The following is a 24595-nucleotide window of genomic DNA, read 5'->3' as shown; positions in this document are numbered from 1 at the left end:
ACAAGGCGTCCTCGCCACGGTGACCGCGGCGCAGTGAGCTTCGCCGCGGTCACCGGGTGCCCCTCTTCAGAGGGTGCCGTCGTTAAAGGGTGCCGTCTTTAGAGGGTGCCCGACGCCTTGATGGCAATCTTGGCGCTGGTGGCGCCGGTGCGGGAGCCCAGGGCCTCGACCTGCTTGACGATGTCCTGGCCCTCGACGACCTCGCCGAAGACGACGTGCTTGCCGTCCAGCCAGTCGGTGATGACGGTCGTGATGAAGAACTGCGAGCCGTTGCTGTTGGGGCCCGCGTTGGCCATGCTCAGCAGGAACGGGCGGTCGTGCTTGAGCTGGAAGTTCTCGTCCGCGAACTTCTCGCCGTAGATGCTCTTGCCACCGGTGCCATTGTGGTTGGTGAAGTCACCGCCCTGGAGCATGAACGCGGGTATGACGCGGTGGAAGGTCGACTCGGCGTAACCGTAGCCGTTCTCGCCCGTGGCAAGCTCACGGAAGTTCCGCGCGGTCTTCGGCACGACATCGTCGAAAAGCCGGAAGACGATCCGGCCGATGAAGTCGTCGTTGACGGTGACGTCGAAGTAGACGTTGGCTCCGTTGTCAGCCATAACTGTGCTCCTTATGAATATCGGAATGAGGCGATCCGGGAGAGCTTAACCTCCCGGCATGCGCCTTTCGCGACGCGCCCGCAGCACCCGGCATGTTCAGGACAAATGCCCCAGGTTTTGCCGGTGCCCACCGCCCGACCAGCCAGTATCGTGAGGCCCACCGAGCCCCGGGAGGGTGAGCATGACAGCACTCAAGAGGCGACTCGTCGTTCTCCTCACGGCCGCCCTGCTGCTGGCCGGCTGCGGTGAGTCCGCCGCGTCTGAGGACTCACCCCCGTCCAAGGACGTGAGCCTCGTCATCACCGGTGGCATCGCCGGGGTCAGCCAGGGCATCGAGGTGCACCCCGCCGGCTCGGTCGTCCTCACCGGCCGCAAGGGCGACCACGCGGCCCCTGACCTGACGCGCGCCGAGCACAGAAAGCTCGACTCACTCCTGACCGCCGTCGACTTCGCCGACCTGCCCGCCCGCAGCATCTCCGCGACCTCCCAGGACCGCTTCGAGTACCGGCTGAGGTACGACGGCCACAGCCTGGTCACCGACCGCAGCACCGACCTGGGCCCGGCCGACGACCTCATCCGTCATCTGGCGGCCTGCATGCGGGCGCGCCAGTAGCGACGCCATCGCCGCTGTTTCGCCTGCTGTTGCCGAATCGGCAAGAACGCTCGATCGGGCAGTGCGGGCTCCCGCAGGATCGGTGACGAGCCCGGCAGAAACGTACGGAGCCGGCCGGGTTCACCACTGACCTACGGTCCTGGAGGAGATGCATGTCGCAGCACGTCGCGGAGGTCACCCACCGGTCGGTCGCCGCACCGGCGGGCCGGATTCACCTCGCGGAGCAGGGCAGCGGGCCGCTGGTGCTGCTCGTGCACGGCTTCCCGGAATGCTGGTACTCCTGGCGCCACCAGCTGCCTGCCCTCGCGGCGGCGGGATACCGCGCGGTGGCCATCGACGTACGCGGCTACGGCCGCTCCGCCCGGCCGGCCGCGACCGACGCGTACCGGATGGTCGACCTGGTGGCGGACAACGTGGCGGTGGTGCGCGCCCTGGGCGAGGAGTCGGCGGTCGTCATCGGCCACGACTGGGGTGCGACCATCGCCGCGAACTCCGCGCTGCTCCATCCGGAGGTCTTCACGGCGGCAGGGCTGCTGAGCGTTCCCTACACCCCGCGCGGCGGGCCCCGCCCCAGCGAGGTCTTCGCCCGGACGGGCGGGGAGGAGGAGTTCTACGTCTCCTACTTCCAGCAGCCCGGCCGCGCCGAGGCCGAGATCGAACCCGACGTACGCGGCTGGCTCGCCGGCTTCTACGCGGCCCTGTCCGCCGACACCATGCCCGGCCCGGGCGCCCCCGATCCCCACTTCGTCAGCCCGGCGGGGACACTGCGGGACCGTTTCCCCACCGGCGTCCTGCCCGCCTGGCTCAGCGCGAGCGACCTGGACGTGTATGCCGGGGAATTCGAGCGCACCGGCCTGACCGGCGCGCTCAACCGCTACCGCAACATGGACCGCGACTGGGAGGACCTCGCCGCCTACGACGGTGCTCCCGTGCTCCAGCCGTCGCTGTTCCTCGGCGGCGGCCTGGACGCCTCCACCACCTGGCTGGCCGACGCGATCGCGGCGTACCCGGTCACCCTGCCGGGCCTGGTCGCCTCCCACCTCCTCGAAGGCTGCGGCCACTGGATCCAGCAAGAACGCCCGGCCGAGGTCAACCGTCTGCTGACCCACTGGCTCGCCGCCCTGCCCTCCTGACACGCCCGCGGCCACCGGGGCTGAGCGCTCGCGCGCGGTCAGCCCCGGTTCCGTCGGCCGACGGGTCCGGTCATCCGAACTGGCCGGGCTGGTAGTCACCGGCCGGCATCTGGAGCATGACGTTGCCGCGGTTGAAGGCATTGATGACGGCGACCACACCCACCAGTGCGGCCAGCTGGTCCTCGTCGTAGTGCTTGGCGGCATTCGCCCACACCGCGTCCGAGACGCCCCCGGCCGCATCGGCGATACGGGTGGCCTCCTCCGCCAGCTCCAGCGCGGCCCGCTCGGCCTCGGTGAACACCGTGGCCTCCCGCCAGGCCGCGACCAGGTTCAGGCGCTCAGCGGACTCCCCGGCGTGCACGGCGTCCTTGAAGTGCATGTCGGTGCAGAAACCGCAGCCGTTGATCTGGCTCGCGCGGAGCTTCACCAGCTCCTGCGTCGAGGCGGGCAGCGTCGACTCCTCCAGCGCCTTGCCCGCGGCGATCAGATGCTTGAAGACCTTGCCCAGGACCGGGCTGGTGAAGGGGTTCAGACGTGCTTCCATGATCGACTCCCACGCATCGTTCCGACGGTTGCACACCTATGACGGGGCGGCCCGGCCCGCTGTGACATGCCTCTGTGTGACGTGGGCCACTCCCCCACTCCCGCCGGCACGCACCCGCGCACCGGCCCCCTCACACCGTCACCCCACCGTCACACCGTGGCGGCCACCACTGGAGAGGTCGACCCGCTGCGTGCGCCACAGCACCGGCTCCCTACCCTTTTGCCGAGCACGAACGAAGGAGCACTGTGGTGGGGACCATCGAAACCCAGGTGGCCATCGTCGGCGCCGGTCCTTCCGGCCTGACCCTGGCGGCGCTGTTGCGCGAGTGGGGCGTCGCCTGCGTGGTGATCGACAAGTTCGACCGCGATCAGCTGGTGGCCAGGGCCCGCGCCGGTTTCCTGGAGCGCCGCACCGTACAGCTCCTGGACCGGCTCGGCTGCTCGAAGCGGCTGCGCACCGAGGGCCTGCCGCACACCGCGTGCGAGTTCCGCTGCGACGGCGAGGTCATCCGGCTGGACTACGCGGACCTGTGCGGCGACACCCCGAGCTTCGTCTACCCGCAGCAGGAAGTGGTGGCCGATCTGCTCGACGGGTACGAGTCGGCGGGCGGAGCCGCTCTGCTGGGCCGTCCGGTCGTCGGCCTCGGCACCGAGCGGGAGCTGCCGGTGGTGCGGTGCGCGGACGGCACGGTGGTACGCGCCGAGGTAGTGGTGGAGGCAGCCGGTCAGTACGGTCCCGTGCGTGCCGCCCTGCCCACCGATGCCTTCACCGAGTACGACGTCCGGCACGGCGTACGGCTCCTGGGCGTCCTGGCGCGGACGCCGCCCTTCGCGCCGCACACCGTCTACGGCCAGCACACCGACGGGTTCGCGGGGCAGATGCTGCGGTCGCCGGAGGTGACGCGCCTGTACCTGGAGGTGACGGAGGAAGAGAACCTGGAGGACTGGCCCGAGGAACGCATCTGGCGGGAGCTGGACGACCGGCTGTCGCTGCCGCCCGGGGCGCTGCGGCGGGGGCCGGTGCTGGAGCGGTCCGTCGTGGAGATGCGGACGTGGGTACTGGAGCCCATGCACCTGGGCCGGGTGGCGCTGGTGGGCGACGCGGCGCACATCGTGCCGCCCTCCGGGGGCAAGGGAATGAACCTGGCCATGGCCGACGCCGCCGATCTCGCGGGGGCCCTGAGTCGTCACTTCCGTGCGGACGCCGCCGGGGACGCCCCCGGGGACATCAGCGAGGTGCTGGCGGCCTACTCGCGGCGGCGCCTGGCCGACGTGTGGCAGGTGCAGGAGTTCAGCCACTTCATGCTCCACCTGCAGCACGGTCCGCGGCCCGGCACCCCGGACGCGGGTTACGTCGAAGCGCTGCGGCGGGCCCGGCTGTTCCGGCTGCGGGACGACCCGGCCTACGCGCGCGCCTTCCTGGACCGCTACATGGGCCCGGAACTCGACCCGGCACTCTGAACCGCACGGCAGCGTCGGAGCTCGCTTTCTCCGCGGTGACGTCGTGCGACTTCCCGTGGAATCGGGATATCCGCACTGTGGAATCGGGATATCCCCGCCGGTGTTGGCGCAAGCTACTGGGGCAGGCCATCGGCCGGCCCGCTGGAGGCCGAGCGCGATGCTGACGTGACGAGGAGCAGGCGGGCGTATGACGGACGGCATGGGTGCGGTGGAGGCGGCGAACCAGCCGCGGGAGCAAGCCGGTTCGGGTCCGGGTTCCGGGCTGAGGGCGCGTCATGCGGTGGTGATCGGGGGTGGCCTGGCGGGCCTGCTGTCCGCGCATGTCCTCGCGGGCCACGCGGGACAGGTCACCTTGATCGAGCGCGATCGCTTCCCGAAGCAGGAGCGGGAGCTGAAGCGTGACCAGGAGCGGGGCGAGGAACTGGCGGAGGGCCGCCCCGGTGTGCCGCAGGGCCGGCACCCGCACATCCTCCTGGAGAGCGGCCAGCAGGCAATGGACAGCCTCCTGCCCGGCTTCACCGAGCAGTTGGAGGCCGCCGGATCGCCCCGGGTGGGGCTGCCCGCTGACATGGTCCAGTGGCAGGAGCGCTGGTTCGCGCGACTGCCCGCCACCCAGTCCATCTTCACCGGATCGCGCGCCCAGTTGGAGCAGTTGGTGCGGGAGCGGGTGTTCGCCAACCCCGCGATCCGGTTGGTCGACGGCACCGACGTCGTCGGATTGACGGGCGACGCCGAGCGGGTCCGGGGCGTGAAGCTGCGCGAACGCGACCGCAACACTCGGCGCGAACTGGCCGCCGACCTGGTCGTGGACGCCTCCGGACGCGGCTCGCACGCCGACCGCTGGCTGACGGACATCGGGGCCGAGCCTCCCCATGAGGAACGACTGGACACCGGACTCGCCTACGCCTCCCGCCTCTACCGCGACACCCGCGGCGAACTCACCCGCAACGGGGCAGGCTCGGGGACAGGGACGGGGACGAGCCAGGGGAACGGGCGCCGCACCGACGCGCTGGCCTACTACGTCTTCCCGACCCCGACCCACCCCAACGGCGGAGGCATTCTGCCCGTAGAAGGCGGCCGCCACCTCGCCATCCTCTTCGGCCTGCGTGGCGACGAACCACCCACCGACGAAAAGGAGTTCACCCAGTACGCCGCAACGCGCCTGCCGCACCCCTTCATTCACGACTGGCTGACGCATTCCGAACCGCTCTCCCCCGTCCACGGCTTCCGCAAGACCGCCAACGTCCGGCGCCGCTACGACCTTCCGGGCCGTCGCCCTGCCGGGTTCCTCGCCGTGGGGGACGCGCTGTGCACCTTCAACCCGATCTACGGGCAGGGCATGGCCGTTGCTGCCATGACCGCCGTGGCCCTGCGCGACGCCCTGGCGGACCCCCGCCGCACACCCACGACGCTGCGCGTCCAGCGAGCGCTCCTGGACACCTCGCGACAGGCCTGGGAGATCTCGGCCGGCGCCGACAAGACGATGCCGGGAGCGGTCGGGGACGAGGCCATGACCCGGACGCCGCTGGCGCAGCGCCCGGCGAACTGGTACCTCAAGCGAGTTCAGGAGCACTACGCCACCGAACCCACGGTCGCGGCCGCCTTCCGCTCCGTACTCGACCTGTCGTCCCCCTTCACCGCACTGTTCGCACCGAAGGTCGCCCGCGCGGTGCTCCTGCGCCCGGCCCCGCCCGCACCGGTGGACCCGCCCCTGCACCGCCCTTCCCGGGACGGAGGCAGCGAGTGAGTGACGCCGTCGCGCTCGGCACGTGTTCGACGAATCCGCCGAGTCCACGCTCGTCGCGTCGCTTGCCGACCGCCCGTGGGATGTCGTGGTCGTCGGTGGTGGGATCCGTAAGACGGAGCAGCTGCTGAGATCGGTCGCCATCGCACATGTCACAGTTCGCCGGGCTGTCTCGTCCAAGAGGGTGCACCCCCGCACCGACACCCACACAGGAGTGAGTGCACCATGGAAGCTCGGTTGAACCTCATGGCCCACCCGGTCTCGGCAAAGGTCATGAAACACCTCATCGCCGCGGGCCAGTCACTCATGGAGACGACGCTGCCGGCCGCGACGCGCCAATTGGTGATGCTCCGCGCCAGCCAGATCAACGGCTGCGCCGGGTGCATCGACATGCACACCAAGGAAGCCGTCGCGGCCGGGGAGACCGCGGTACGCCTCAACCTGGTCGCCGCGTGGCGCGAGGCCACGGTCTTCACCGAGGCCGAGCGCACCGCGCTGGAGCTGACGGAGCAGGGTACTCGCCTTGCCGATGCCGCGGGTGGCGTCAGCGAGGCGGTCTGGGCGAACGCCGCCAAGCACTACGACGAGGACCAACTCGCCGCCCTGGTGGCCCAGATCGCCGTCATCAACGCCTTCAACCGCGGAAATGTCATCACTCAGCAGCCGGCCGGTGACTACCAGGTGGGCCAGTACCACTGACGGGACCTGCTGGGCTTACGGGCGAGGCTGCCTGGGTGGCCGTTGGACCTTTTTCCAGCCCTCGGGGGTCACCCAGTAGAAGTCGCCACCGTCGGCGTCCATGCGCGAGTGGGCGTGGACCTCCAGATGGCTCAGATCAAGGCGGTAGGTGAAGCCGCCCAGCATGCCGACCACCTTGAAGGCGATCTCCACGGCCGGCCCCTCCGTCAGGGGAGACAACGGCGGCAGCAGGTGTTCGATCTCTTCGAAGCAGCTGCCGGTGGTCTCGCGCAGCAGTGAGTGGAAGTGGTGCTCCAGCGTCTCCGCCGGCTCGGGCAGCTTGCGCACCGCGACCGGTTCCAGCAGCTCCAGCAGTTGCGTGTGCCCCTGCTCGCGCGCGATGTCCACGGCGCGCCGCCCGTCCCGGGTGCGCTGGGTGCGCCAGGCACCGTGCGCGAGCAGCCGGGAGACGACGGCGATGCTCGCACCGTGCCAGGCCGCCTGGTGCAGCGGGGCGAAGCCGCTGTGGTTCCCCGGCCGGGGCAGGTTGACTCGCCGCGGGTGCCTCTCCAGCTCCTCGAACACGGTGTTCCAGTCGGCGTCCCGGGCAGCGTCGGCGAACCCGTCCCGTTCGGTCAGGTACCAGTCGTTGAAGCGCTCACGGTCGGTGAGGCCATCCCACTCCATGCTGATCACGCGGACACGCTAACCGACCCCGCCGAGGCCGCGTGGGCCGCCCCAGGAGCGGTCCCGGCCGTGTGAGTCCCGTCCCTGGGGACCGTCCGTGGGTTCAGCCGGCGTCAAGGCCGTCGATGAGGCGGTTGAGGAAGCGGGTGAAGGTGGCTTCGGGCGTGACAGGGCGTTCGGAGGCGGCGAGCGCTTCGGCGAGTTCCGGGTGGTGGCCGTCGGCGGCGACGGCGGCGAGGTAACGGGCTTCGGCGGCGCTCCGGTCCGGCGAGCGCGCGGCCGCGGCCTGGGTGATCTCGTGGCTGACGTGCCCGGACACGAAGGCGGTGAGCTGAGCGAATGCCTCCATCCTCGCCGCACCGTCGAGTCCGGTGGGCCGCAGGGCGGCGAGAACGCGCTCCAGAAACGCCAGGCCGTTGGGGCCGAGCGTACGGCGGCTGGTCAGGGCCGCGGGCAGCCAGGGGTGCCGCAGCATGAGGGCGCGCTGAAGGTGGGCGATGTTCTTCAGGTCGGCTCGCCAGTCACCGGTGGGTGCTGCCACGTGCGGCGATTCGCCGCTGACGTGGTCGACCATGAGTTCCAGCAGGGTCTCCTTGTCGGGGGCGTAGCTGTAGAGCGACATGACACCGGCTCCGACCTTGGCGGCGACCCGCCGCATGGTGACCGCGTCGAGTCCCTCCGCGTCCGCCAGGGCGACGGCCGCCGCCGTGATCTGTTCGCGGCTGAAGGAGGGCTTGCGGCCCCTGCGGGGCTCGGAGGAGCGCAGCCAGAGCTGCTGCGGATCGATACCTGTGGCGCTGCGTTCTCCGTCCTGGGGCACGGTCTCGCGCTCCTTTCCCCTGGTCATTGCGGCTGGTCGCGGCAGCCGGCCGTTGCGGCGGCACTTGCGGAGGACATCCAAGCATCCTCTATTCTCGTACACTGTACGGAATAATGGAGGAGGGGAACGATGTCAGCACGCAATCCCGACGCCGTGGCCAGCTCGCCCTGGGTGCCGCCTGCCGCCAAGCCACCGCTGTCCGCACGGATGATGCGGGCGACCTGGCGAGGGCTCCCGGCGAAACGGCACGAGGTGGGTTGGGAGCCGGGGCTGGCGGTGCCGTCCGCCGAGGGCGGCCCGCTCCTCACCGACCACTACTTCCCGCGCGCCGAGGGCGACTTCCCCACCCTCCTGGTCCGCTCGCCCTACGGACGGGGCCTGCCGTGGGCTCCGCTGTACGGCCTGCTCTTCGCCGAACAGGGATTCCACGTGGTCCTGCAGAGCTGTCGCGGTACCGGTGGTTCGGCAGGGGCGTTCGACCTCTGGCGCAACGAGGCCGCCGACGGCCGGGCGACGGTGGCCTGGCTCCGCGAGCAGCCCTGGTTCAACGGAAGCCTGGGCACGGTGGGCGCAAGCTATCTGGGCCATGTGCAGTGGGCCCTCGCCCTGGACCCGCCGCCGGAGCTGAAGGCGATGGTGGTGCAGGTGGGGCTGCACGATCCGCATGCCTTTTTCCACGGCGGGGGCGTCCGCCACCTGGAGAACGCGCTCGTGTCCGGCGTCGGCATGACCTACCAGCACCGAGGCACCCGCGCCTTCCTCAACTCACTGCTGCGCCTACGGCGCCGGATCCGCGAGATATCCACCGCGCGGCCGCCGTACGAGCCGTACGCCTCCGGCCTGGGGGCCGAAACGGCCTGGCTGGAGGAGGCGTTGGCCCGCTCGGACGCCGACGACCCGTTCTGGCAGGGTACGTCCGTCGGGGAGGCGGCGGAGCGGCTTCGCGTGCCCACCGGCCTGATCACCGGGTGGTACGACGCGCTGGCCGACCAGACCTTCGAGCAGTACGGCCGGCTGCGTGCGGCCGGCTGCGAGACGAATCTGCTCGTCGGCCCCTGGACACACACGTCCGCGTTCCAGCAGGGCCTGCCCGTCGTGTTCGGCGAGAGCCTCGCCTGGCTGCGTGCGCACCTGGAAGGCGACGCGTCCGGCCTGCGCCCGACACGAGTGCGCGTACGCGTCGGCGGCGAAGACGCCTGGCGGGACCTCGACGACTGGCCGTCCGAACCGGCCGCCACCTCCTGGTACCCCGCCCCGGAAGGGCGTCTCGTACAGCAGGCTTCCACGGACTCCGCACCACTGGAGTCGTTCCGCTACGACCCGGCCGACCCCACCCCCTCCCTCGGCGGCCCGCTGCTCTCCCGCACCGCCGGCCCTCGCGACAACAGCACCCTGGAGGCCCGGGATGACGTCCTGACCTTCACCACTCCCCCGTTGACCAAAGCCGTCGACATCCTCGGCCCGGTCACCGCGCGGCTGACCGTCTCCACCGACACCGGCCATCCCCACGTTTTCGCCCGCCTGTGCGACGTGGACCCGCAAGGACGCTCCGTCAACCTCTGCGACGGACTGGGGGTCCTCCCGGCAGCTCCGCAGGAGTCCGCGCAGGTCGGCGTGGAGATGGGCGCCACGGCCCATCGCTTCGCCGTCGGCCACCGCATCCGCTGGCAGGTCAGCGGCGGCGCCCACCCGCGCTATGCCTCAGCGGGCGCCATCGCACAGGCACCGGTGCGCATCACGCTTCACACCGACTCGGAGCTGTTGCTCCCCCACGGCACCGAGGTCACCTGATGGCGCTCAGACCGCAGAGCGGCGCTTACGTCGCAGAAAAACGCTCACGTCGTAGGAACCGTAGCCCCGCCTCCTGCGCGCGCCGCCTCGACGGCCGCCTGGTGGAGCTCCCGGGACTCGGCCTCCGAGGAGCAGTGGGCGGGTCCGCCGACCATCGTGAACCAGTCCGAGGCACCGGTGTACTGAACCGCGACCAGCGCGAGACCGTCATCGGCGGACCAGGTGGTGTGCACGGTGACGTCGCCGGTGACAGCGCCGTTTTCCACTGTGGCGACACCACCCGGTCCGGCGATCACCCCGGTCGTTGTCCACGAGCTCCACTCCGTCACTGCTCTCCTCGTCGTCCGGGCGCACCGCTCCGCCGCCGGAAAGTGTCTCCTTCTTGATAGCCGCAATGAGCCTCGGAAAGACGAGGGCGCGCAGCTCAGCACCCGACTGGCGGAGCCACGAGGAAAGGCGCCGTCGCTCGCGCCGCGCCTGCAAGAGCCGCTATCTTGTCGCGCGTCCTGGGCCGAGGGCAGGGTACCCGCGGACTACACAGTGATCTGACGAGGTGAGAACCGTGCATCCGGTGCTCCGGACCACGTGCGAGAGTCAGTTGTTCGAGGCGACCGCGGCCCCGTACGTGGTGCTCGACAAGAACCTGCACATCCAGGGCGTCAATTCGGCCTATCTGCGCGCTACCAGGCGGTCGCGCGACGAGTTGATCGGTACGTTCATGTTCGACGCGTTCCCGGACAACCCCGAGGACGCCACCGCGACCGGCGTACGCAACCTCACCCGCTCGCTGGAACGCGTACTGCGCGGCGGCGCTCCGGACGAGATGGGGGTGCAGCGCTACGACATCCCCGACCGCGACCGTCCCGGCACGTTCCGCGTCAAGACGTGGAGCCCGATCAATTCGCCGCTGACGGACGCCGACGGGAACGTCATCGGTGCGCTGCACCACGTCGAGGACATCACCGCCGCGCACGACGCCCTGCGCGAGGGCCGCGGAACCGATCTGTGGGACGGCGGGCGGCAGCCGCCGGCGATGCTGCGGCGCGCCATGCTGGCCCTCGCCCAGTACGAGCGGACCCTCGCCGCGCTGAGGGCCCCGCATGCCGCGTCCGGTGACCTGTCCGGCGGCATGCGCGGTGACCTGCCGGCCGGCGTCTCCCACGACTCGCCGGACGAGGACTCCGGCGCTCCGGCACATCACGTCGCCAGTACCCCGTCGCACCGCGCGCCCGGTGGTCCGCCGCACGGCACGGCGTCTCGTGACGCGTTATGGCACAGCATCGTCCACGCCGCACGCCAGGAATCGCGCAGGAACTGCGCGGCGGCGGTGTGCTCCGCGGCGGTGCGGGAACTGCCCACGATCGACGCCGCGGCGATCACACTGCACGGCAGGGGCCCGGTGCCGTTCCACCTCGCCGTCAGTTCCTTCTTGGCGCAGCGCGTCGAGGAGATCCAGTGGGTGACCAGCGAAGGTCCGTCGTTGACCGCGTTCGAGACCGGCGAACCCGTCCTGGTGGCCGATGTGGAGTTGCTCGGCTCTTCGTGGCCTCTGTTCACCGACGCAGCGTGCGGCGCCGGCGTCACGGCGGCCTTCGCGTACCCCCTGCGCTCGACGTCCGCCACGCTGGGCACCCTCACCCTCTACCGCAAGGGCCGCACCGAACCCACGGGCCCGCCCGCTCAAGCGGAAACCTTCGCCGAGATCGCCACTGTCGTGCTGCTCGCCGACCTGGACACCGAGATCGCCGAGGAGCTACGGGCCACCAGTGATGCCGACGACATCAACACCGCGATCGGCGTCCTGGCTGCGGTCCACGGCATCAGCATGCGCGACGCGGCGGTGATGCTGCGGGCCACAGCACAGTCCAGGCGGCTCCCCCTCGCCGACATCGCCCGCGCGGCCCTCGTCCGGCATCTGCCGGGCGGCCCCGGGAATCGTCCGTGACCGGTCGCCCCGGACGGTCTTACGCGTCGGCGTCGGTGAACTTTCTACGGGGTCGCAGCCCCCTGTCGATCACGTCGGCGGCGACGTCGGTCAGGGGCCGGCGGCTGCTGCGGGCGTGGCGGCGGATGGCTTCGAATGCTTCGGGCATCGAACAGTGCAGATGGACGCTGAGGACGCCCTTGGCCTGCTCGATGAGGACGCGGCTGTGCAGGGCGGTGTACAGCTGACTGTTGAGGGTGGTCTCGGCCTCGAACCGGTAGCGGTGGACCAGCCCGACGGCCGCTTGATCGGTGAGCGCCCGCGCCAGGCACAGCTCCTTCCCGGCCGGCGCACTGGTGTGGAGGGTGAGCAGAGCCCCCAGCGCACGCTCGCGCAGCCGCAGTGGCAGGGCGGCGGCATGGGAGTAGCCCGCTCTTCGGGCCTCGTGAGCGAAGTCGGACTGCGGCCCGGAAACACGGGCCAGGTCCACGGCGAGCACGGTCTCCGCGGTGTGGTGAGCGCGCGTCATCGGGCTGTCGGTGGCGGCGGTGAACAGGAGGTCCGCCGTGTGCGGCGGTACGGGGGTCCAGGCGCACGGGTGCAGGAAGTCGTCGCTGGGCCGGGTGAGGAACAGGACGGCGCTGGCGATGTCGAGGAGCTCGACACACCGGTCGGTCAGCGTCTGGAAGAACTCGACCAGGTCGAAGTCGTCGGACAACGTGTCAGAGAGCAGGATGAAGGTCTCCGCCAATCTTTGTTCACGGTCAGTGCTCACTTCTTACTCCGGTGAGGACGCTTCGGGGTTAGATTTGCCGCCCTCCGAACCGCTGTGGGCGGCAAGCCGCAGCTCACGGTGGATCACGGCGTGGGCGATGTCGTTGATGTCGCGGTTCGCGGCGAAGGCCTCGGCTCGCAGCCGGGCCAGGGCGGCAGGCATGGAGATGTCCAGCAGCGTGGCGATCATGCCGGTGGCCTGGTGCACCTCGGCCCGGTGCAGGGCCATGAGTCCGGCCGGGCCCGGCCGGGTGTCCGCCGCGCCGGGATCGGGATGGGTCAGGTGCAGGCGGAGGACGAACTCGGTCAGGGCGTCGCAGAGGATCAGTGCGTCATCGACCAGCTCCCGGCTGATCATGCCTGGCGTGGCCCGGTAGCCGGTGAAGGCACCTACCCGTAACGCGCCCAGACGCAGGGGGAACGCGAACACGGCACGTACCGGGAGGCCGGCGATGGCCGGCAGAAAGGCCGCCCACCGGTCACCGGGCGTCTCCCGGACATCGGCCAGCAGGCACATCGCACCGTCACGCGCCGCGTCGAGCCCTGGCCCCTCCCCCAGTGTGAACTGGGTGTTCTCCAGCTGCTCGCTGACCTCGTCGCTGAAGCACACCAGCTCCGCGCCGTCGGTCACCAGCGTCGCCGCCACTCCGTCCAGCTCCAGAGCCTCGGCCGCCTGCCCCGCCCACTGCGGCGCAAGAGTGTCCTCGTCGCTGTGTGCCAGCGCTTCCACCAACCTGCAGATGACGACACCGATCACGACGCAGCGACCCTTCCCCAGTCCTACGCTGCCTGCCAGCAGGATGCGAAAAGCACGAGGGAAGACACAACGGTGGCGTCGCATCATTTGCGAACAAAACGGCTCCGGGTCCATCAGCGACGACGCCACTCGCCGGCACCGCCCCTGTGACGCGATTTGGTGGTGGCGGCCTGGCGCACCGTCGTCCGCTCACCCCGCTCCGTGACACCATCTGCGGCGGGCATCGATTCATCGCTGTGAGCGCCGCGTTGACAAGCATGCGCACCGGCGCGGCCGGCCGCCCCACGTCCGTGTGGTCTTCCCGGGAGGATGCCGTGATCCGCCTCATCGTCGCCAACGGCGACAGCTACACCCAGGGCGTGGGCCTGGACGATCCGTCGCGTGAGACGTGGCCGGTGGTCCTTGCCGGAATGCTCGGCACCGGCCATGTCAACCTCGCCCGGTTCGCGTCGCCGAACCGGCGTACCGTCCGGAGCACGGTGCACCGGCTCGACGCGTTGCGCACCGAGCGGGGGCTGGCCCCGCCCGAGGTGCTGGCCATCATCGCCTGGACGGAACTCCGCCGTCACGACTACTACTCGGCGACGGAACGTGTGGACCACCGCGACCATGCGACCGACCGGGGCTGGCACCGCATGGGCATGTGGCGCCGCGGCGCACATCGGCCCACCGACGCCTTCTTCGACCACCTCTGGTCGGAGGAGGGTGCGATCGCGGAATTCCTGCTGGACTGGGTCCTGTTCGACCACTACCTCCGTGAGCGCGGCTACCACCGGCGGTACGTCTTCACGTTCCCCTTCAGCGGCCCGGTTCCGGACATCGCGACGGAGTTCGCCGGCCAGTTGCCGGCGGACACCGTGCTGGGCGGCCTGCCACCGCGGCCCGGCACGTCCTTCGACGAGGCAGTGGCGGGACTCCCCCGCGCCGACGACGGGCACCCGCTGTCCGAAGGACACGCGTGGTTCGCCCGGCAACTCGCCGACTGGCTCACGGCGACACCGCCGGATACCCGGCCGGAGCGCCGGCTCTTCCCCGTATCGGCAGCGCGCGGACCTGGCGACCGCACGCTGTGATCACCGCTGCTCCCAGTGCCCGGGCCATGGCCTCGCGGGCGGGCTTGGGACGGTAGGCGTCGTCGTACAGGGTGGGGGTCCCGTAGCGGCTGCGGCTGCCTTGCGGCACCCAGGAGTCCGCGTCACCGACGCCCCAGACGGTGAGGCCTGTGCAGGCCGGCACGGCGAGGCATTCCTCGACGACGGCTCGGTAGGTTGCGGCCTGTGCGGCGAGCTTCGCGGGGGTGACCGGCGGCAGCATACGCACACTGAGTTCGGTGACGGCGACCTCCAGACCGAGGTCGGCGAAGCTGTTGAGCGTGCGGGCCAGGCCGGGCACCTCCTGCCCCAGGAGCAGATGGCACTGGAAGCCGACGCCGTGCAGGGGGATGCCCCGGTCGAGGAGTGACGCGGCGAGGTCGTGCAGCCCCTTGGCCTTGGGGCCTTCCGCCAAGGCGTTGAACTCGTTGACGTAGAGCCGGGCTGCGGGGTCCGTGGCATGCGCCCAGGTGAGGGCGTGGGCGACGTAGTCGGGTCCGAGCGCCTCGTACCAGAGGGTGCGGCGCGGGGAGCCGTCGTCCTCGATGGGTTCGTTGACGACGTCCCAGGCGGTGACGGTGCCGGCGTAGCGCCGGGTGAGGGTGGTGACGTGGGTACGGAGGAGGGTGGCGAGCTCTGCCGGTGTGAAGTGGCCCTCCGTGAGCCAGTGCGGCAGCTGGTCGTGCCAGACCAGCGGGTGGCCGCGCAGCTCCTGGCCGTGCTGTGCGGCGAAGCGGGCGATGGCGTCGGCCCGGGCCCAGGTGCGGGTGTGCCGATCCCGCTCCAGGTGGTCCCACTTCATGGCGTTCTCGGGTGTGACGCTGCTGAACTCCGTTGCTGCGAGCTCCCGGTAGCGGGGTACGGCGAGGCCGCGTTCGGTGAGGGCGGCGCCCAGGCTGAGGCCGTGCCGGGCGGCAAGGTCGCGGAGGGGCAAGACGAGCGTCAAGACAGGGCCGACGCCGACGCTGCCGTGGCTCCGGCCTCGGATCCGGACGCCGATGCAGATCCTGATGCCGCCGAACGGAACCAGGAGATGGTGCGGAGCAGCCCCGCCGTCAGGTCGGTCGTCGGCTTCCAGCCGAGTTCCTGCCGTGCCCGGGTGATGTCGGGGCGGCGCAGCGACGGGTCGTCCTGAGGGCGTTCGGTGAACACGATCGGTGAGGCGGAGCCCGTCATCCGGACCACCCGGGTGGCGAGGTCGAGCATGGAGATCTCGTACGGATTGCCGAGGTTGACCGGGCCGGGAATCGCCGCGGTGGACAGCAGCAGGAGTCCTTCGACAAGGTCGTCGACATAGCAGAGGGAACGGGTCTGCAGGCCGTCGCCCGCGACGGTGACCGGGTCGTCGCGCAACGCCTGGGTGACGAAGGCGGGCACGGCGCGGCCGTCGGCGGATCGCATGCGCGGCCCGTAGGTGTTGAAGATGCGGGCGATTCCTGTGCTGGTTCCGCAGGTGCGGCGGTGGGCTTCCGTCAGCGCTTCCGCGAAGCGTTTGGCCTCGTCGTAGACGCTGCGCTGGCCGATGGGGTTGACGTTGCCCCAGTACGTCTCGGGCTGCGGGTGGACGAGCGGGTCGCCGTAGACCTCGGATGTCGAGGCGAGAACGAAGCGGGCGCACTTCTCCCGGGCGAGGCGCAGGAGGTTGTCCGTACCGGTGGAGCCGGTCGCGAGGGTGGCGAGGGGATGGCGGAGGTAGTCGAGGGGCGAGGCGGGTGAGGCGAGGTGGAAGACCACGTCGACGGCCTCGGGCAGACCGGTGCTGTGGGTGATGTCGTGGCGCTGAAAACGGAACGGGCCGCGCTCCTCCAGCCCGGAGATGTTGCGGAGGTCGCCGGTGAGGAGGTTGTCGAGACAGATGACCTCGTGTCCCCCGTCGAGCAGGTGCCGGCACAGGTGGGAGCCCACGAAGCCGGCCCCGCCGGCGACGACCACCGTACTGCGGCGGCTCATGCCCGGCTCCCGGGAAGCCGCCGCCCCAACAGATACGCCTCCAGGACGCGGCCCCCTTCCCGAAAGCACTGTCCGGCTCCGCGCAGCACCGCGTCGGCCTCGTCCGTGTCCCGCGGCGCGCCATCGGGGCAGGCGACCCAGGCCCGGTGAAGCTCCTCGGCGGTGGGGGCGGGGGCGGCAGCGGGGTGCGGGGACCGCATAAAGGCGGCGAGGTCATGTTCGTACGCCCTGTCGTTGCCGTCGCCGTCACGCGCGCTGTCGTCGCGCCCGCGAAGGCTTGCGTGAGTCCGCAGGAGGTCGCCGTGCCACTCGGGCACCCGGAGCCGCTCACCCGGGGCAACACCGAACCGGTGATAGTCGGGCACCACGTCCGGCGCGGAAGAGGCCCCGGAGGAGACCAGGGCCTCCTGCGACATCGCCGCCCGCTCCCACCCCGCGGTGAGTTTGTCGTGGTCCACCGTGATCAGGGGGCGGCCCCACTCGTTGCCGAGCTCTTCGAGGTAGCCGATGAGGAAGGAGGCGCCCAGGATGAGGTCGTACGCCGTGAACGCCTCGCGCAGAGCGGGGTCGGCCAGCTCGCTGAAGCAGCGGTGGATGCGCTCGGGCTCGTCGCACATGGCCGCGTACCAGCGGCGCACGCCGCCGAGCGCCGTACCCGGGTGCCGTTTGCGGGTGCACAGGCGGACATGGGCCCGGCCGTAGCGGAGCCACCTGCGCGAGATCTCCTCCACGGCACCGGACAGCCGGTGGGCGACCGGCGGCGCCCCGGCCAGCCACCGTATGGTGCGACCGGCGGCGCGCAGCCTGATCCCGAAGTCGGCGTCCTCGGCGGCATTGTTGAAGTTCGCGTCGTCGAACCGCATGCCGAGCGGGAGCCGGTCGCGCCGCACGCCGCAGTTGGCCGTCACCACGTACCCGGCACCGCCCGCGCCGTCCGGTGGCGCGTCGAAGAGACGCTGGTGGTTCATGTACGCGAGCAACGGGCCCGGCCCTTCGGCACGGACCGGCGCGGCCACGGCGACCTCGCCGGGAGCAACCAGCGCCGTGGCGAGATCCGTACACCAGGTGGACGGCAGCCGGCAGTCGTCGTCGGTGAAGAGCACCGTGTCGTGGAGCGCCGCGCTCAGGGCGCCGTTACGTGCGGCGGGCGCGCTGCGGCGGGCCAACCGGACCACCCGTACCTGTGGGGAGCCGAGGTGGGCCAGCTGGTCGGGGGACGGGGGCGTGCCGTTGACCACGACCAGCACTTCGGCATGCGGACCGCACGATGTCGCGGCGGCCAGCGCGGACTCGACGGTGGCACGCACGGAGGGGCGTTCGAGGGTGGTCGGGATGGCGACGGTGACGCTCAAGGGTGGCTCCATGGAGGGGTGGATGCGGCTCATGGCGTTGCTATCGATGGCGCAGCAGTTCGGTCAGAAGCTGCTGGTCCTTGCCACCGATCCACAGCTCGTCTCCGATGAACCGGCCGGCGGGGTACGTCTCCAGTGCGCAGTGGTAGTACGGGCGGCCCGCGTCGTGGAGCAGGACGGCCGTGCGGTCCCCGAGGAACTGCCGGGCGGCCAGCAGGCAGCGACGGCGCTTGCGCCCGTCCACCAGAACGACGTCGTACTCCCCCGGGCCCCTGGAGACCTTGGTGGGGTGGTCGACGTAGTCGTCGAGGTCGGCCTCGCGGTCCGCGTGGTGGCTGATTCCGAAGTGCGGGTGCACCGGCCCCCTGTCCCAGCACAGCACCTCGATGCGGATGTCGTGGGTACGGATGTCGTCGGTCTCGCCGGCGATGGCCGTCCCGTCGTCCATGTACCGCACGGCGGCTCCCGGCCGGGCTGCCAGGTGCGGGAGCAGCTCGGTGTCGAAGTAGCCCCGGTGGTGTTCCAGGCTGGTCCAGTGGCACGCCATACCGGCGTCGGCGAGCAGCTGCGGGAGGGCCAGGGTGCTGCGTCCCGAGCCCCATTCCAGGACTCGCAGGGGTTGTCCGTCCCTGAGTGCGGCGGCGTTGAGCAGCACGGTCCTGATCAGTTCGCCGTCGGTCTCGCTGGTCAGGCCGTACGGGCTCGCGTGGTCGGCGGAGGCGGTCGCGGGGCCGGACACGGTCATGGTGAAGTCGTCGATGTGGAAGGGCGCGGTGCCGTGGACCGTTTCGGCGTAGAGGATGAGCCGGGTGGCCTCGTGGGTGAGGGTGTAGGTGCCGCTGAGCCGGGTCCAGCCGCCAGCCGTGACCGGCGTCTCCGGGACGACGGTGTCGTACCGGACGGTGTCGGAGGTGTGCCGCTCGATGGTGAGCTTGAGCGCGGCGGGTGCCTCGCCGGGGGCGAGCCGGGCCCACAGCCGGAAGGTGTAGGTGGAGCCGGGTGTCGGCGGGGCGGGGAGCGCCAGCCGGGGGCCTTCCCAGGGCTCGGTGCGGCTGCCGCACCGCAGGCTGTGGGTTCCGCTGTGTGCCAAGGTGTCGCCGGCCTGCACTCGCGCGCTGCCGACGCGGCAGGACCAGCCCTGTGTCGTGCCGTCATCGAAGGAACAGGTGATCGGTGCGTCGGTGGCTGCCGGCACCTCGGCAGTAGGTGCGGCGGGGGTGCCCGGAGCAGGTGGTCCAGCGTGAGCATCCGAGACGGCGCCATCACGGTACGCCTCCCACAGTGCGTGGTTGACGAGGGGCGCCGCCGCCTGCTTCAGCGAACCGGACCAGTGCAGGAAGAAGGGCTGCCGGCCGTCCGGCCAGGCCACTCGGCCGTCCTCGACGGCACCGACCGGATGGCCGCCCCACCACTCCAGGGGAAGGTCCGTCGCGCCGGCCCACGTCAGACCGCTGAGGCTGCTGAAGCGATAACCGGACGTCACCATGAGGTAGTTCAGCACCGGCTGGTCGTTGAGACCGGGACACATGTGTGGCACGAGCTCACGTATCTCCGGCAACCGCTCGACGACGTCCGCGAGAGACAGGCACTCCTTGCGGGAGGCGAGGAAGCCGGTGGCCCCGGCGAAGGAGATCTGCTCCTCGGTCAGCCTTCCGGTGGCCTCGATCGAGTCGTTCCATACGAACCGGCGTGTCGTGGGGTCGTTGCCGTGGGCGGTGAGAAAGCCGTAGTCGGCGAGGAGGTCGAAGACGAAGTCGGCGCTGTGCAGCACGACGGTGTCGGAGTCGAAGTAGGCGAACTCGTCGAACGGCCCCTCCCACATGGCCAGTTTCCGGAAGTGTCCGCGGGGCGTGCCACGGATGGCGGTACCGACCGTGTCACACGCTTCGAGTACTGCGCGATTTTCCAACACCGAGAAGTCATGGCTCGACCGCAGTGCGCGCAGTGCGGCGATGTCGTCGGCGAAGGGAATGAGGCACAGCGGAAGGGTCGGGTTGAAGCGCCGGAAGCTGTTGAGGAAGGCGGTGGCGTAGTCCAGGAAACCGTCGTTCGCCAGAAAATACACACCGCGGCGGTGGGCCATGGGGCTACCTTCCCAGGTCATCGGCTGGTGCCGGCGGAACAGCACCGCAGAGCCCGAACGTCGCCCCACGGGTGGGGAGTTCGAGCACGCCCCAAACAGTAGGTGAGCCCACTGAAGCGGGTGAGGCGCCGATCGGCCGAACTGCCGTGGCCGATTCGCACGGCGGCAGACCGAGCGGCGCCGCAGAGCGGAGGAACGCCCTCGCAGGGCTATGGTGGCCACGTAGCGACCCAAAGACAGACAAATCTCCACACTCTGCGAGGCGTCCCGTCATGAGCCTGAGCATCCGCAATCAGATCCCCGGCACCGTCACCTCCGTCACTCCGGGCGAAGCCATGGCCACGGTCAGGGTGCGCCTCGACGGCGGCCAGGACATCACCGCCGCCATCACCCTCGACGCCGTGAAGGACCTCGGTCTCGCCGAAGGCGCCGCGGTGCACACCCTCGTCAAGGCCACGGAGGTCGCACTGGCCACCGGTCCGGTGGAGGGCCTGTCCATCCGCAACCGGCTGTCCGGCACCGTGCGCGAGGTTTCGACCGGCGCCGCCATGGCCTCGGTCAGGGTCTCGGTCGGCAGCGCCGAACTGACCGCCGCGATCACCAAGGACGCGGTCACCGACCTCGCCCTCACCCAGGGCTCCGCCGTCACCGTCCTGTTCAAGTCGACGGAGGTCTCGCTCTCCGCCGGATGACGCGGCGGGGAAACCACGGGCGCGGCGTACAGGACAGTGGTCAGTACACGTCCCGTACGTAGCGTTTGTCGGCGGCGAGCTGTCTGACGTACGTCGCCGCCTCGGCCTCCGTCAGGCCGCCATGGACAGTGGCGATCTCCCGCAGGGCCCGGTCGACGTCCCTGGCCATGCGGGAGGCGTCGCCGCAGACGTAGAAGTGTGCGCCGTCGCGCAGCCAGGACCACAGCAGCGGACCGTGTTCGCGCATCCGGTCCTGGACGTAGACCTTGGCGCGCTCGTCCCGGGAAAAGGCGGTGTCCAGGCGGGTGAGTGTGCCCTCGGCGAGGAACGCGCTCAGCTCCTGCTCGTAATAGAAGTCCGTCGCACGGTGCTGCTCGCCGAAGAACAGCCAGTTCGGGGCGCGGTGGCCGCGGGCCCGGCGCTCCTCCAGAAAGCCGATGAAGGGCGCTACACCGGTGCCGGGGCCCACCATCACCGCCGGCGTGCCGGGGTCGGCAGGCGGGCGGAAGTGCGGCGCCGGCCGCACACTGACCGGCACCGGGGCGCCGCGCTCGGCGTCGGCGAGGAAGGGCGAACACACACCGTGGCGGGGGTGGCCGCTCAGATTCTCGTAGCGGACGACGGAGACCGTCAGCGACACCAGGTGGGGGCCGGTGAGCGGGCTGGAGGATATGGAGTACAGGCGAGGCTGCAGGCGTCCCAGCACGTCGGCCCACTCCTGTGCACCGGCCCTGACACCGAACTCGGCGACGACGTCGACTGCCTGTCGTCCCCAGGACCACTTCGCCAGCTCGCCCTTGTTGCCGGGCCGCAGCAGCTTCCGCAACTCGCGTGGGTTGCGTACCCGGTCCGCCGCGAAGCGCAGCAGGCCGGGCGTGATGCGGGTGATGTCGGCATGCCGCAGCAGCGCCTCGGCGAAGGGCACGTCTCCGACACTCTTGACCTCGACGGTCGCCTCCGCGTCCAGCCCGGTGACGGCCAGCCACTCCGTCACGAGTTCCGCCCGGTTGAGCGCGTGCACCGCCAGCGCGTCCCCGGCTTCATAGATCAGCGGGGTGTCACTGTCACGGGTGTCGAAGGTGAAGCGCCGCACCTCCTTGCCCGCACCGGGCAGGCTCAGCAGACGGTTGCCGGCGAGACGAGCGGTGACAAGGGCAGGGCGGCGGCCGCCCGGCCGGAAAACCACCGGGGCGGAAGGGGCTGCTTCCGCCCCGGAAACCGGCGGCCGAGTCGCCTGCAGCGCGTCGAGTACCCCGTCGAGCCAGGCATCGGCTGCGCTCTCGTAGTCCGGTTCGCAGTCGGTGCGCGGGGCCAGCCGTACCGCGCCCAGTTCCGTCATACGAGCGTCGAGGCGGCGGCCGTGGCCGCAGAAGTCGTCGTAGGAGGAGTCGCCGAAGGCCAGGACCGCGTAGCGGCTGCCCGTCAGGCGCGGCGCGTCGGGCGAGGCGAGAGTGTCCCAGAACGCCACACCGTTGTCCGGGGCCTCGCCGTCGCCGAAGGTGCTCGTGACCAGCAGCAGGTCGCCATCGGACGGCAGTGTGGCGGGGTCGGCCTCCGCCATGGACAGCAGGGCGGCGGAATGGCCGGCGGCGGTGAGCCGGTCGGCCGTGTTGATCGCGAACTTCTCCGCGTTGCCGGTCTGCGACGCCCACAGGATCACGACCTGTCGGCGCGGGACGTCCGCGGACGGTCCGGAGGATCGCGGCACGGAGGCCGGCTCCCTTCTCCCCGTCCCCGCGCCCGCCAGGGCCGGTGGCCGCACCGTCACCGGGGCGGCCACCCTGGTCAGCGACACCGCGCACACCTTCAGTTCGGGCTGGAAGGACAGCGGGTCGACGGCGTCGCTGGTCACCGCGTTGATGCTCAGGTACTCCCCGAACAGGTCGTTCCAGTGGAACGGCGCGAAGCAGCAGCCCGGCCGTACTCGATCGGTGACCACAGCGGGCAGCACGGCCCGTCCGCGCCGCGAGGCGACCTCCACCGAATCGCCCTCGGCCAGTCCGAGCCCGGCCGCGTCCCGCGGGTGCACCTCCACGAACGGGCCCGGGTCGAGCTTGTTCAGCTTGGCCACCTTGCCCGTCTTGGTCAGTGTGTGCCACTGGTGCGGCAGACGGCCGGTGTTCAGCACGTACGGATAGTCGTCGTCGGGCATCTCCGCCGCCGGGATGTGCGGGCGCGCGTAGAAGGCCGCCCGGCCGCTCTCGGTCGGGAAGACCGGCGAGCCGTCCGCACCGACGTACCGGACCGGGTTGCGGTCGGGCCCCTCCGCGCTCGCCGCCGGCCACTGCACCGGTGTGGCGCGCAGCCGCTCGTAGCTCACTCCGCGCAGGTCCCAGCCGGTCGCCGGGTTCCAGGCGCGCTTGATCTCCTCGAAGACCTCCTCGGCGCTGTCGTACGCGAAGCCCTTCTCGTACCCCATCGCGCGGGCCACAGCGGCGATGATCCGCCAGTCGGCCATCGCCTCGCCGGGCGGATCGGTGGCCGGCCGGGCGAGGGTGAGGTTGCGCTCGCTGTTGATCAGGACGCCTTCGGCCTCGGTCCATAACGCGGCCGGCAGTACGACATCGGCGTACGCGTTGGTCTCCGTCTCGGCGAACGCGTCCTGGGTGATGACGAGTTCGGCGGCCTCCAGGCCCGCGATGACCGTCTTGCGGTTGGCGACGGAGGCGACCGGGTTGGTGCAGATGATCCAGCAGGCTTTGATGTCGCCGTCGGCCAGCCGCTGGAACATCTCGACGGTGCCCCGGCCCACGCCGTCGGCCCGCAGTGTGCCCGGCGCCAGCTCCCACAGTTCCTCGGCGAAAGCGCGGTCCGCGTCTACAAGTACCGACCGCTGTCCGGGCAGCCCCGGTCCCATGTATCCCATCTCCCGGCCGCCCATGGCGTTGGGCTGGCCGGTGAGGGAGAAGGGCCCGCTGCCGGGACGGCAGATCCTGCCGGTCGCGAGATGGAGGTTCACCAGCGCGTTGGTGTTCCAGGTGCCGTGCGTGGACTGGTTGAGGCCCATCGTCCAGCAGCTCATCCACTCCCCCGCCGCACCGATCAGTCGCGCCGCCCGGCGGAGGTCGTCCTCCGCGATGCCGGTGATCCCGGCGACGGTGGCGGGCGGGTAATCGGCGAGGAAGTCGGGCATCGCCTCCCAGCCCTCGGTGTGCGCGGCGATGAACTCGGCGTCGGTGTCACCGTTGATGTGCAGCAGGTGCAGCAGTCCGTTGAGGAGTGCGAGATCCGTACCCGGCTCGATCTGCAGGAACAGGTCGGCCTTGGCCGCGGTGGCGGTGCGCCGCGGGTCGACAACGATCAGCTTGGCGCCCGCCGACTTCACTCGGTCCATCATCCGCAGGAAGAGGATGGGATGGCAGTCGGCCATGTTGGAACCGATGACGAAGAACACGTCGGCCCGGTCGAAGTCCTCGTACGAGCCGGGCGGCCCGTCCGCGCCCAGCGACAGCTTGTAACCGGTACCGGCGCTTGCCATGCACAGCCGGGAGTTGGACTCGATCCGGTTGGTCCCCAGGAAGCCCTTGGCCAGCTTGTTCGCCAGGTACTGCGCCTCCAGGCCCAGCTGCCCGGAGACGTACAGGGCGACGGCATCCGGGCCGTGTTCGTCGACGATCGCACGCAGGCGGCGGGCGGTCTCGGCGACGGCGACCGCCACCGGCGCGGGCCGCGGCTCCCTCCCGCGGTCCGGCCGGACGAGGGCCGTGGTCAGGCGCCCCGGTGCGGCGAGCATGTCTGCGGTGGTCGCGCCCTTGGTGCACAGCCGGCCGAAGTTCGCCGGGTGCTCCTTGTCCCCCGTCGCCTTCAGGACCGTACGCCGCCCGTCCGGTCCCCGGCCGACTTCGAGGACCATGCCGCAGCCCACCCCGCAGTACGAGCAGACCGTCCGCACCGTCGTCGTGC

The 24595-nt window shown here is 70.8% G+C and carries 21 protein-coding genes; 9 read left to right on the top strand and 12 right to left on the bottom strand.

The window, feature by feature from the left end; translation table 11 throughout:
• Nucleotides 1-98: 98 nt before the first annotated feature.
• Nucleotides 99-599, bottom strand: coding sequence for a peptidylprolyl isomerase (locus tag ACZ6WH_RS17810; protein WP_469729363.1), 501 nt, complete (start codon nt 597-599; stop codon nt 99-101).
• Between the two features lie 181 nt (nt 600-780).
• Between ACZ6WH_RS17810 and ACZ6WH_RS17805 the strand changes: the two genes are divergently transcribed.
• Both ACZ6WH_RS17805 and ACZ6WH_RS17800 read left to right on the top strand, forming a co-directional pair.
• Nucleotides 781-1212, top strand: coding sequence for a hypothetical protein (locus tag ACZ6WH_RS17805; protein WP_469729362.1), 432 nt, complete (start codon nt 781-783; stop codon nt 1210-1212).
• Nucleotides 1213-1364: 152 nt separating this feature from the next.
• Nucleotides 1365-2345 carry an alpha/beta fold hydrolase gene (locus ACZ6WH_RS17800; RefSeq protein WP_469729361.1) on the top strand — a complete coding sequence of 327 codons (981 nt, stop codon included), beginning with the start codon at nt 1365-1367 and terminating at the stop codon, nt 2343-2345.
• A 70-nt stretch (nt 2346-2415) separates the two neighbouring features.
• On the opposite strand, the gene ACZ6WH_RS17795 is transcribed toward ACZ6WH_RS17800, so the two are convergent.
• Nucleotides 2416-2889 carry a carboxymuconolactone decarboxylase family protein gene (locus ACZ6WH_RS17795; RefSeq protein ID WP_362210483.1) on the bottom strand — a complete coding sequence of 158 codons (474 nt, stop codon included), beginning with the start codon at nt 2887-2889 and terminating at the stop codon, nt 2416-2418.
• A gap of 248 nt (nt 2890-3137) precedes the next feature.
• Between ACZ6WH_RS17795 and ACZ6WH_RS17790 the strand changes: the two genes are divergently transcribed.
• The 3 genes from ACZ6WH_RS17790 to ACZ6WH_RS17780 all read left to right on the top strand — a co-directional run bounded on the left by ACZ6WH_RS17790 (nt 3138) and on the right by ACZ6WH_RS17780 (nt 6792).
• Entirely contained in the window at nt 3138-4349 is a 1212-nt protein-coding gene (locus ACZ6WH_RS17790) for an FAD-dependent monooxygenase (RefSeq protein WP_469729360.1), read from the top strand.
• Between the two features lie 187 nt (nt 4350-4536).
• On the top strand, nt 4537-6096 hold the full coding sequence (locus tag ACZ6WH_RS17785; RefSeq protein WP_469729359.1) for an FAD-dependent oxidoreductase: 1560 nt from the start codon (nt 4537-4539) through the stop codon (nt 6094-6096).
• A 222-nt stretch (nt 6097-6318) separates the two neighbouring features.
• On the top strand, nt 6319-6792 hold the full coding sequence (locus ACZ6WH_RS17780) for a carboxymuconolactone decarboxylase family protein (RefSeq protein ID WP_469729358.1): 474 nt from the start codon (nt 6319-6321) through the stop codon (nt 6790-6792).
• A gap of 15 nt (nt 6793-6807) precedes the next feature.
• Here ACZ6WH_RS17780 and ACZ6WH_RS17775 read toward each other — a convergent pair whose 3' ends face one another.
• Both ACZ6WH_RS17775 and ACZ6WH_RS17770 read right to left on the bottom strand, forming a co-directional pair.
• The gene (locus ACZ6WH_RS17775) at nt 6808-7458 is read right to left on the bottom strand and encodes an ankyrin repeat domain-containing protein (protein ID WP_469729632.1); all 651 of its coding nucleotides are present in this window, start codon (nt 7456-7458) and stop codon (nt 6808-6810) included.
• A 103-nt stretch (nt 7459-7561) separates the two neighbouring features.
• Nucleotides 7562-8305 carry a TetR/AcrR family transcriptional regulator C-terminal domain-containing protein gene (locus tag ACZ6WH_RS17770; RefSeq protein WP_469729357.1) on the bottom strand — a complete coding sequence of 248 codons (744 nt, stop codon included), beginning with the start codon at nt 8303-8305 and terminating at the stop codon, nt 7562-7564.
• Between the two features lie 102 nt (nt 8306-8407).
• On the opposite strand from ACZ6WH_RS17770, the gene ACZ6WH_RS17765 reads away from it, so the two are divergent.
• Nucleotides 8408-10069, top strand: a complete 1662-nt coding sequence (locus ACZ6WH_RS17765; protein ID WP_469729356.1) for a CocE/NonD family hydrolase — start codon at nt 8408-8410, stop codon at nt 10067-10069.
• A 44-nt stretch (nt 10070-10113) separates the two neighbouring features.
• On the opposite strand, the gene ACZ6WH_RS17760 is transcribed toward ACZ6WH_RS17765, so the two are convergent.
• Nucleotides 10114-10398, bottom strand: a complete 285-nt coding sequence (locus tag ACZ6WH_RS17760; protein WP_432863087.1) for a hypothetical protein — start codon at nt 10396-10398, stop codon at nt 10114-10116.
• 233 nt (nt 10399-10631) lie between these two features.
• On the opposite strand from ACZ6WH_RS17760, the gene ACZ6WH_RS17755 reads away from it, so the two are divergent.
• A complete protein-coding gene (locus ACZ6WH_RS17755; protein WP_469729355.1) occupies nt 10632-12014 on the top strand; it encodes a PAS domain-containing protein in 1383 nt (460 codons plus the stop codon).
• Between the two features lie 19 nt (nt 12015-12033).
• On the opposite strand, the gene ACZ6WH_RS17750 is transcribed toward ACZ6WH_RS17755, so the two are convergent.
• Together ACZ6WH_RS17750 and ACZ6WH_RS17745 are read right to left on the bottom strand one after the other, a co-directional pair.
• Entirely contained in the window at nt 12034-12768 is a 735-nt protein-coding gene (locus tag ACZ6WH_RS17750; protein ID WP_469729354.1) for a GAF and ANTAR domain-containing protein, read from the bottom strand.
• Nucleotides 12769-12771: 3 nt separating this feature from the next.
• A complete protein-coding gene (locus tag ACZ6WH_RS17745; RefSeq protein ID WP_469729353.1) occupies nt 12772-13524 on the bottom strand; it encodes an ANTAR domain-containing protein in 753 nt (250 codons plus the stop codon).
• A 314-nt stretch (nt 13525-13838) separates the two neighbouring features.
• Between ACZ6WH_RS17745 and ACZ6WH_RS17740 the strand changes: the two genes are divergently transcribed.
• Nucleotides 13839-14597, top strand: a complete 759-nt coding sequence (locus ACZ6WH_RS17740; RefSeq protein WP_469729352.1) for a DUF6071 family protein — start codon at nt 13839-13841, stop codon at nt 14595-14597.
• Here the strand turns inward: ACZ6WH_RS17740 and ACZ6WH_RS17735 are convergent.
• From ACZ6WH_RS17735 to ACZ6WH_RS17720, 4 genes are read right to left on the bottom strand one after another with little or no spacing between them, the layout of a single operon-like run.
• Nucleotides 14512-15549 carry an endo-1,4-beta-xylanase gene (locus ACZ6WH_RS17735; RefSeq protein WP_469729351.1) on the bottom strand — a complete coding sequence of 346 codons (1038 nt, stop codon included), beginning with the start codon at nt 15547-15549 and terminating at the stop codon, nt 14512-14514. The genes ACZ6WH_RS17740 and ACZ6WH_RS17735 overlap by 86 nt on opposite strands.
• 8 nt (nt 15550-15557) lie before the next feature.
• The gene (locus ACZ6WH_RS17730; RefSeq protein ID WP_469729350.1) at nt 15558-16565 is read right to left on the bottom strand and encodes a UDP-glucuronic acid decarboxylase family protein; all 1008 of its coding nucleotides are present in this window, start codon (nt 16563-16565) and stop codon (nt 15558-15560) included.
• Nucleotides 16562-17917, bottom strand: a complete 1356-nt coding sequence (locus ACZ6WH_RS17725) for a glycosyltransferase family 2 protein (RefSeq protein ID WP_469729349.1) — start codon at nt 17915-17917, stop codon at nt 16562-16564. Before ACZ6WH_RS17725 ends, ACZ6WH_RS17730 begins: the two co-directional genes overlap by 4 nt.
• Nucleotides 17918-17957: 40 nt before the next feature.
• Nucleotides 17958-20000, bottom strand: a complete 2043-nt coding sequence (locus ACZ6WH_RS17720) for a carbohydrate binding domain-containing protein (protein WP_469729348.1) — start codon at nt 19998-20000, stop codon at nt 17958-17960.
• A 272-nt stretch (nt 20001-20272) separates the two neighbouring features.
• Between ACZ6WH_RS17720 and ACZ6WH_RS17715 the strand changes: the two genes are divergently transcribed.
• The gene (locus tag ACZ6WH_RS17715; RefSeq protein ID WP_469729347.1) at nt 20273-20692 is read left to right on the top strand and encodes a TOBE domain-containing protein; all 420 of its coding nucleotides are present in this window, start codon (nt 20273-20275) and stop codon (nt 20690-20692) included.
• Between the two features lie 40 nt (nt 20693-20732).
• Here ACZ6WH_RS17715 and ACZ6WH_RS17710 read toward each other — a convergent pair whose 3' ends face one another.
• Nucleotides 20733-24545: a molybdopterin-dependent oxidoreductase gene (locus tag ACZ6WH_RS17710; RefSeq protein WP_469729631.1), complete on the bottom strand. Its 3813-nt coding sequence runs from the start codon at nt 24543-24545 to the stop codon at nt 20733-20735.
• Nucleotides 24546-24595: the final 50 nt, after the last annotated feature.

It is taken from the genome of Streptomyces sp. NPDC050806 (assembly GCF_055586425.1).
Note: the sequence above shows the minus strand (reverse complement) of the source record. Positions and strands in the feature narration are given on the sequence as shown.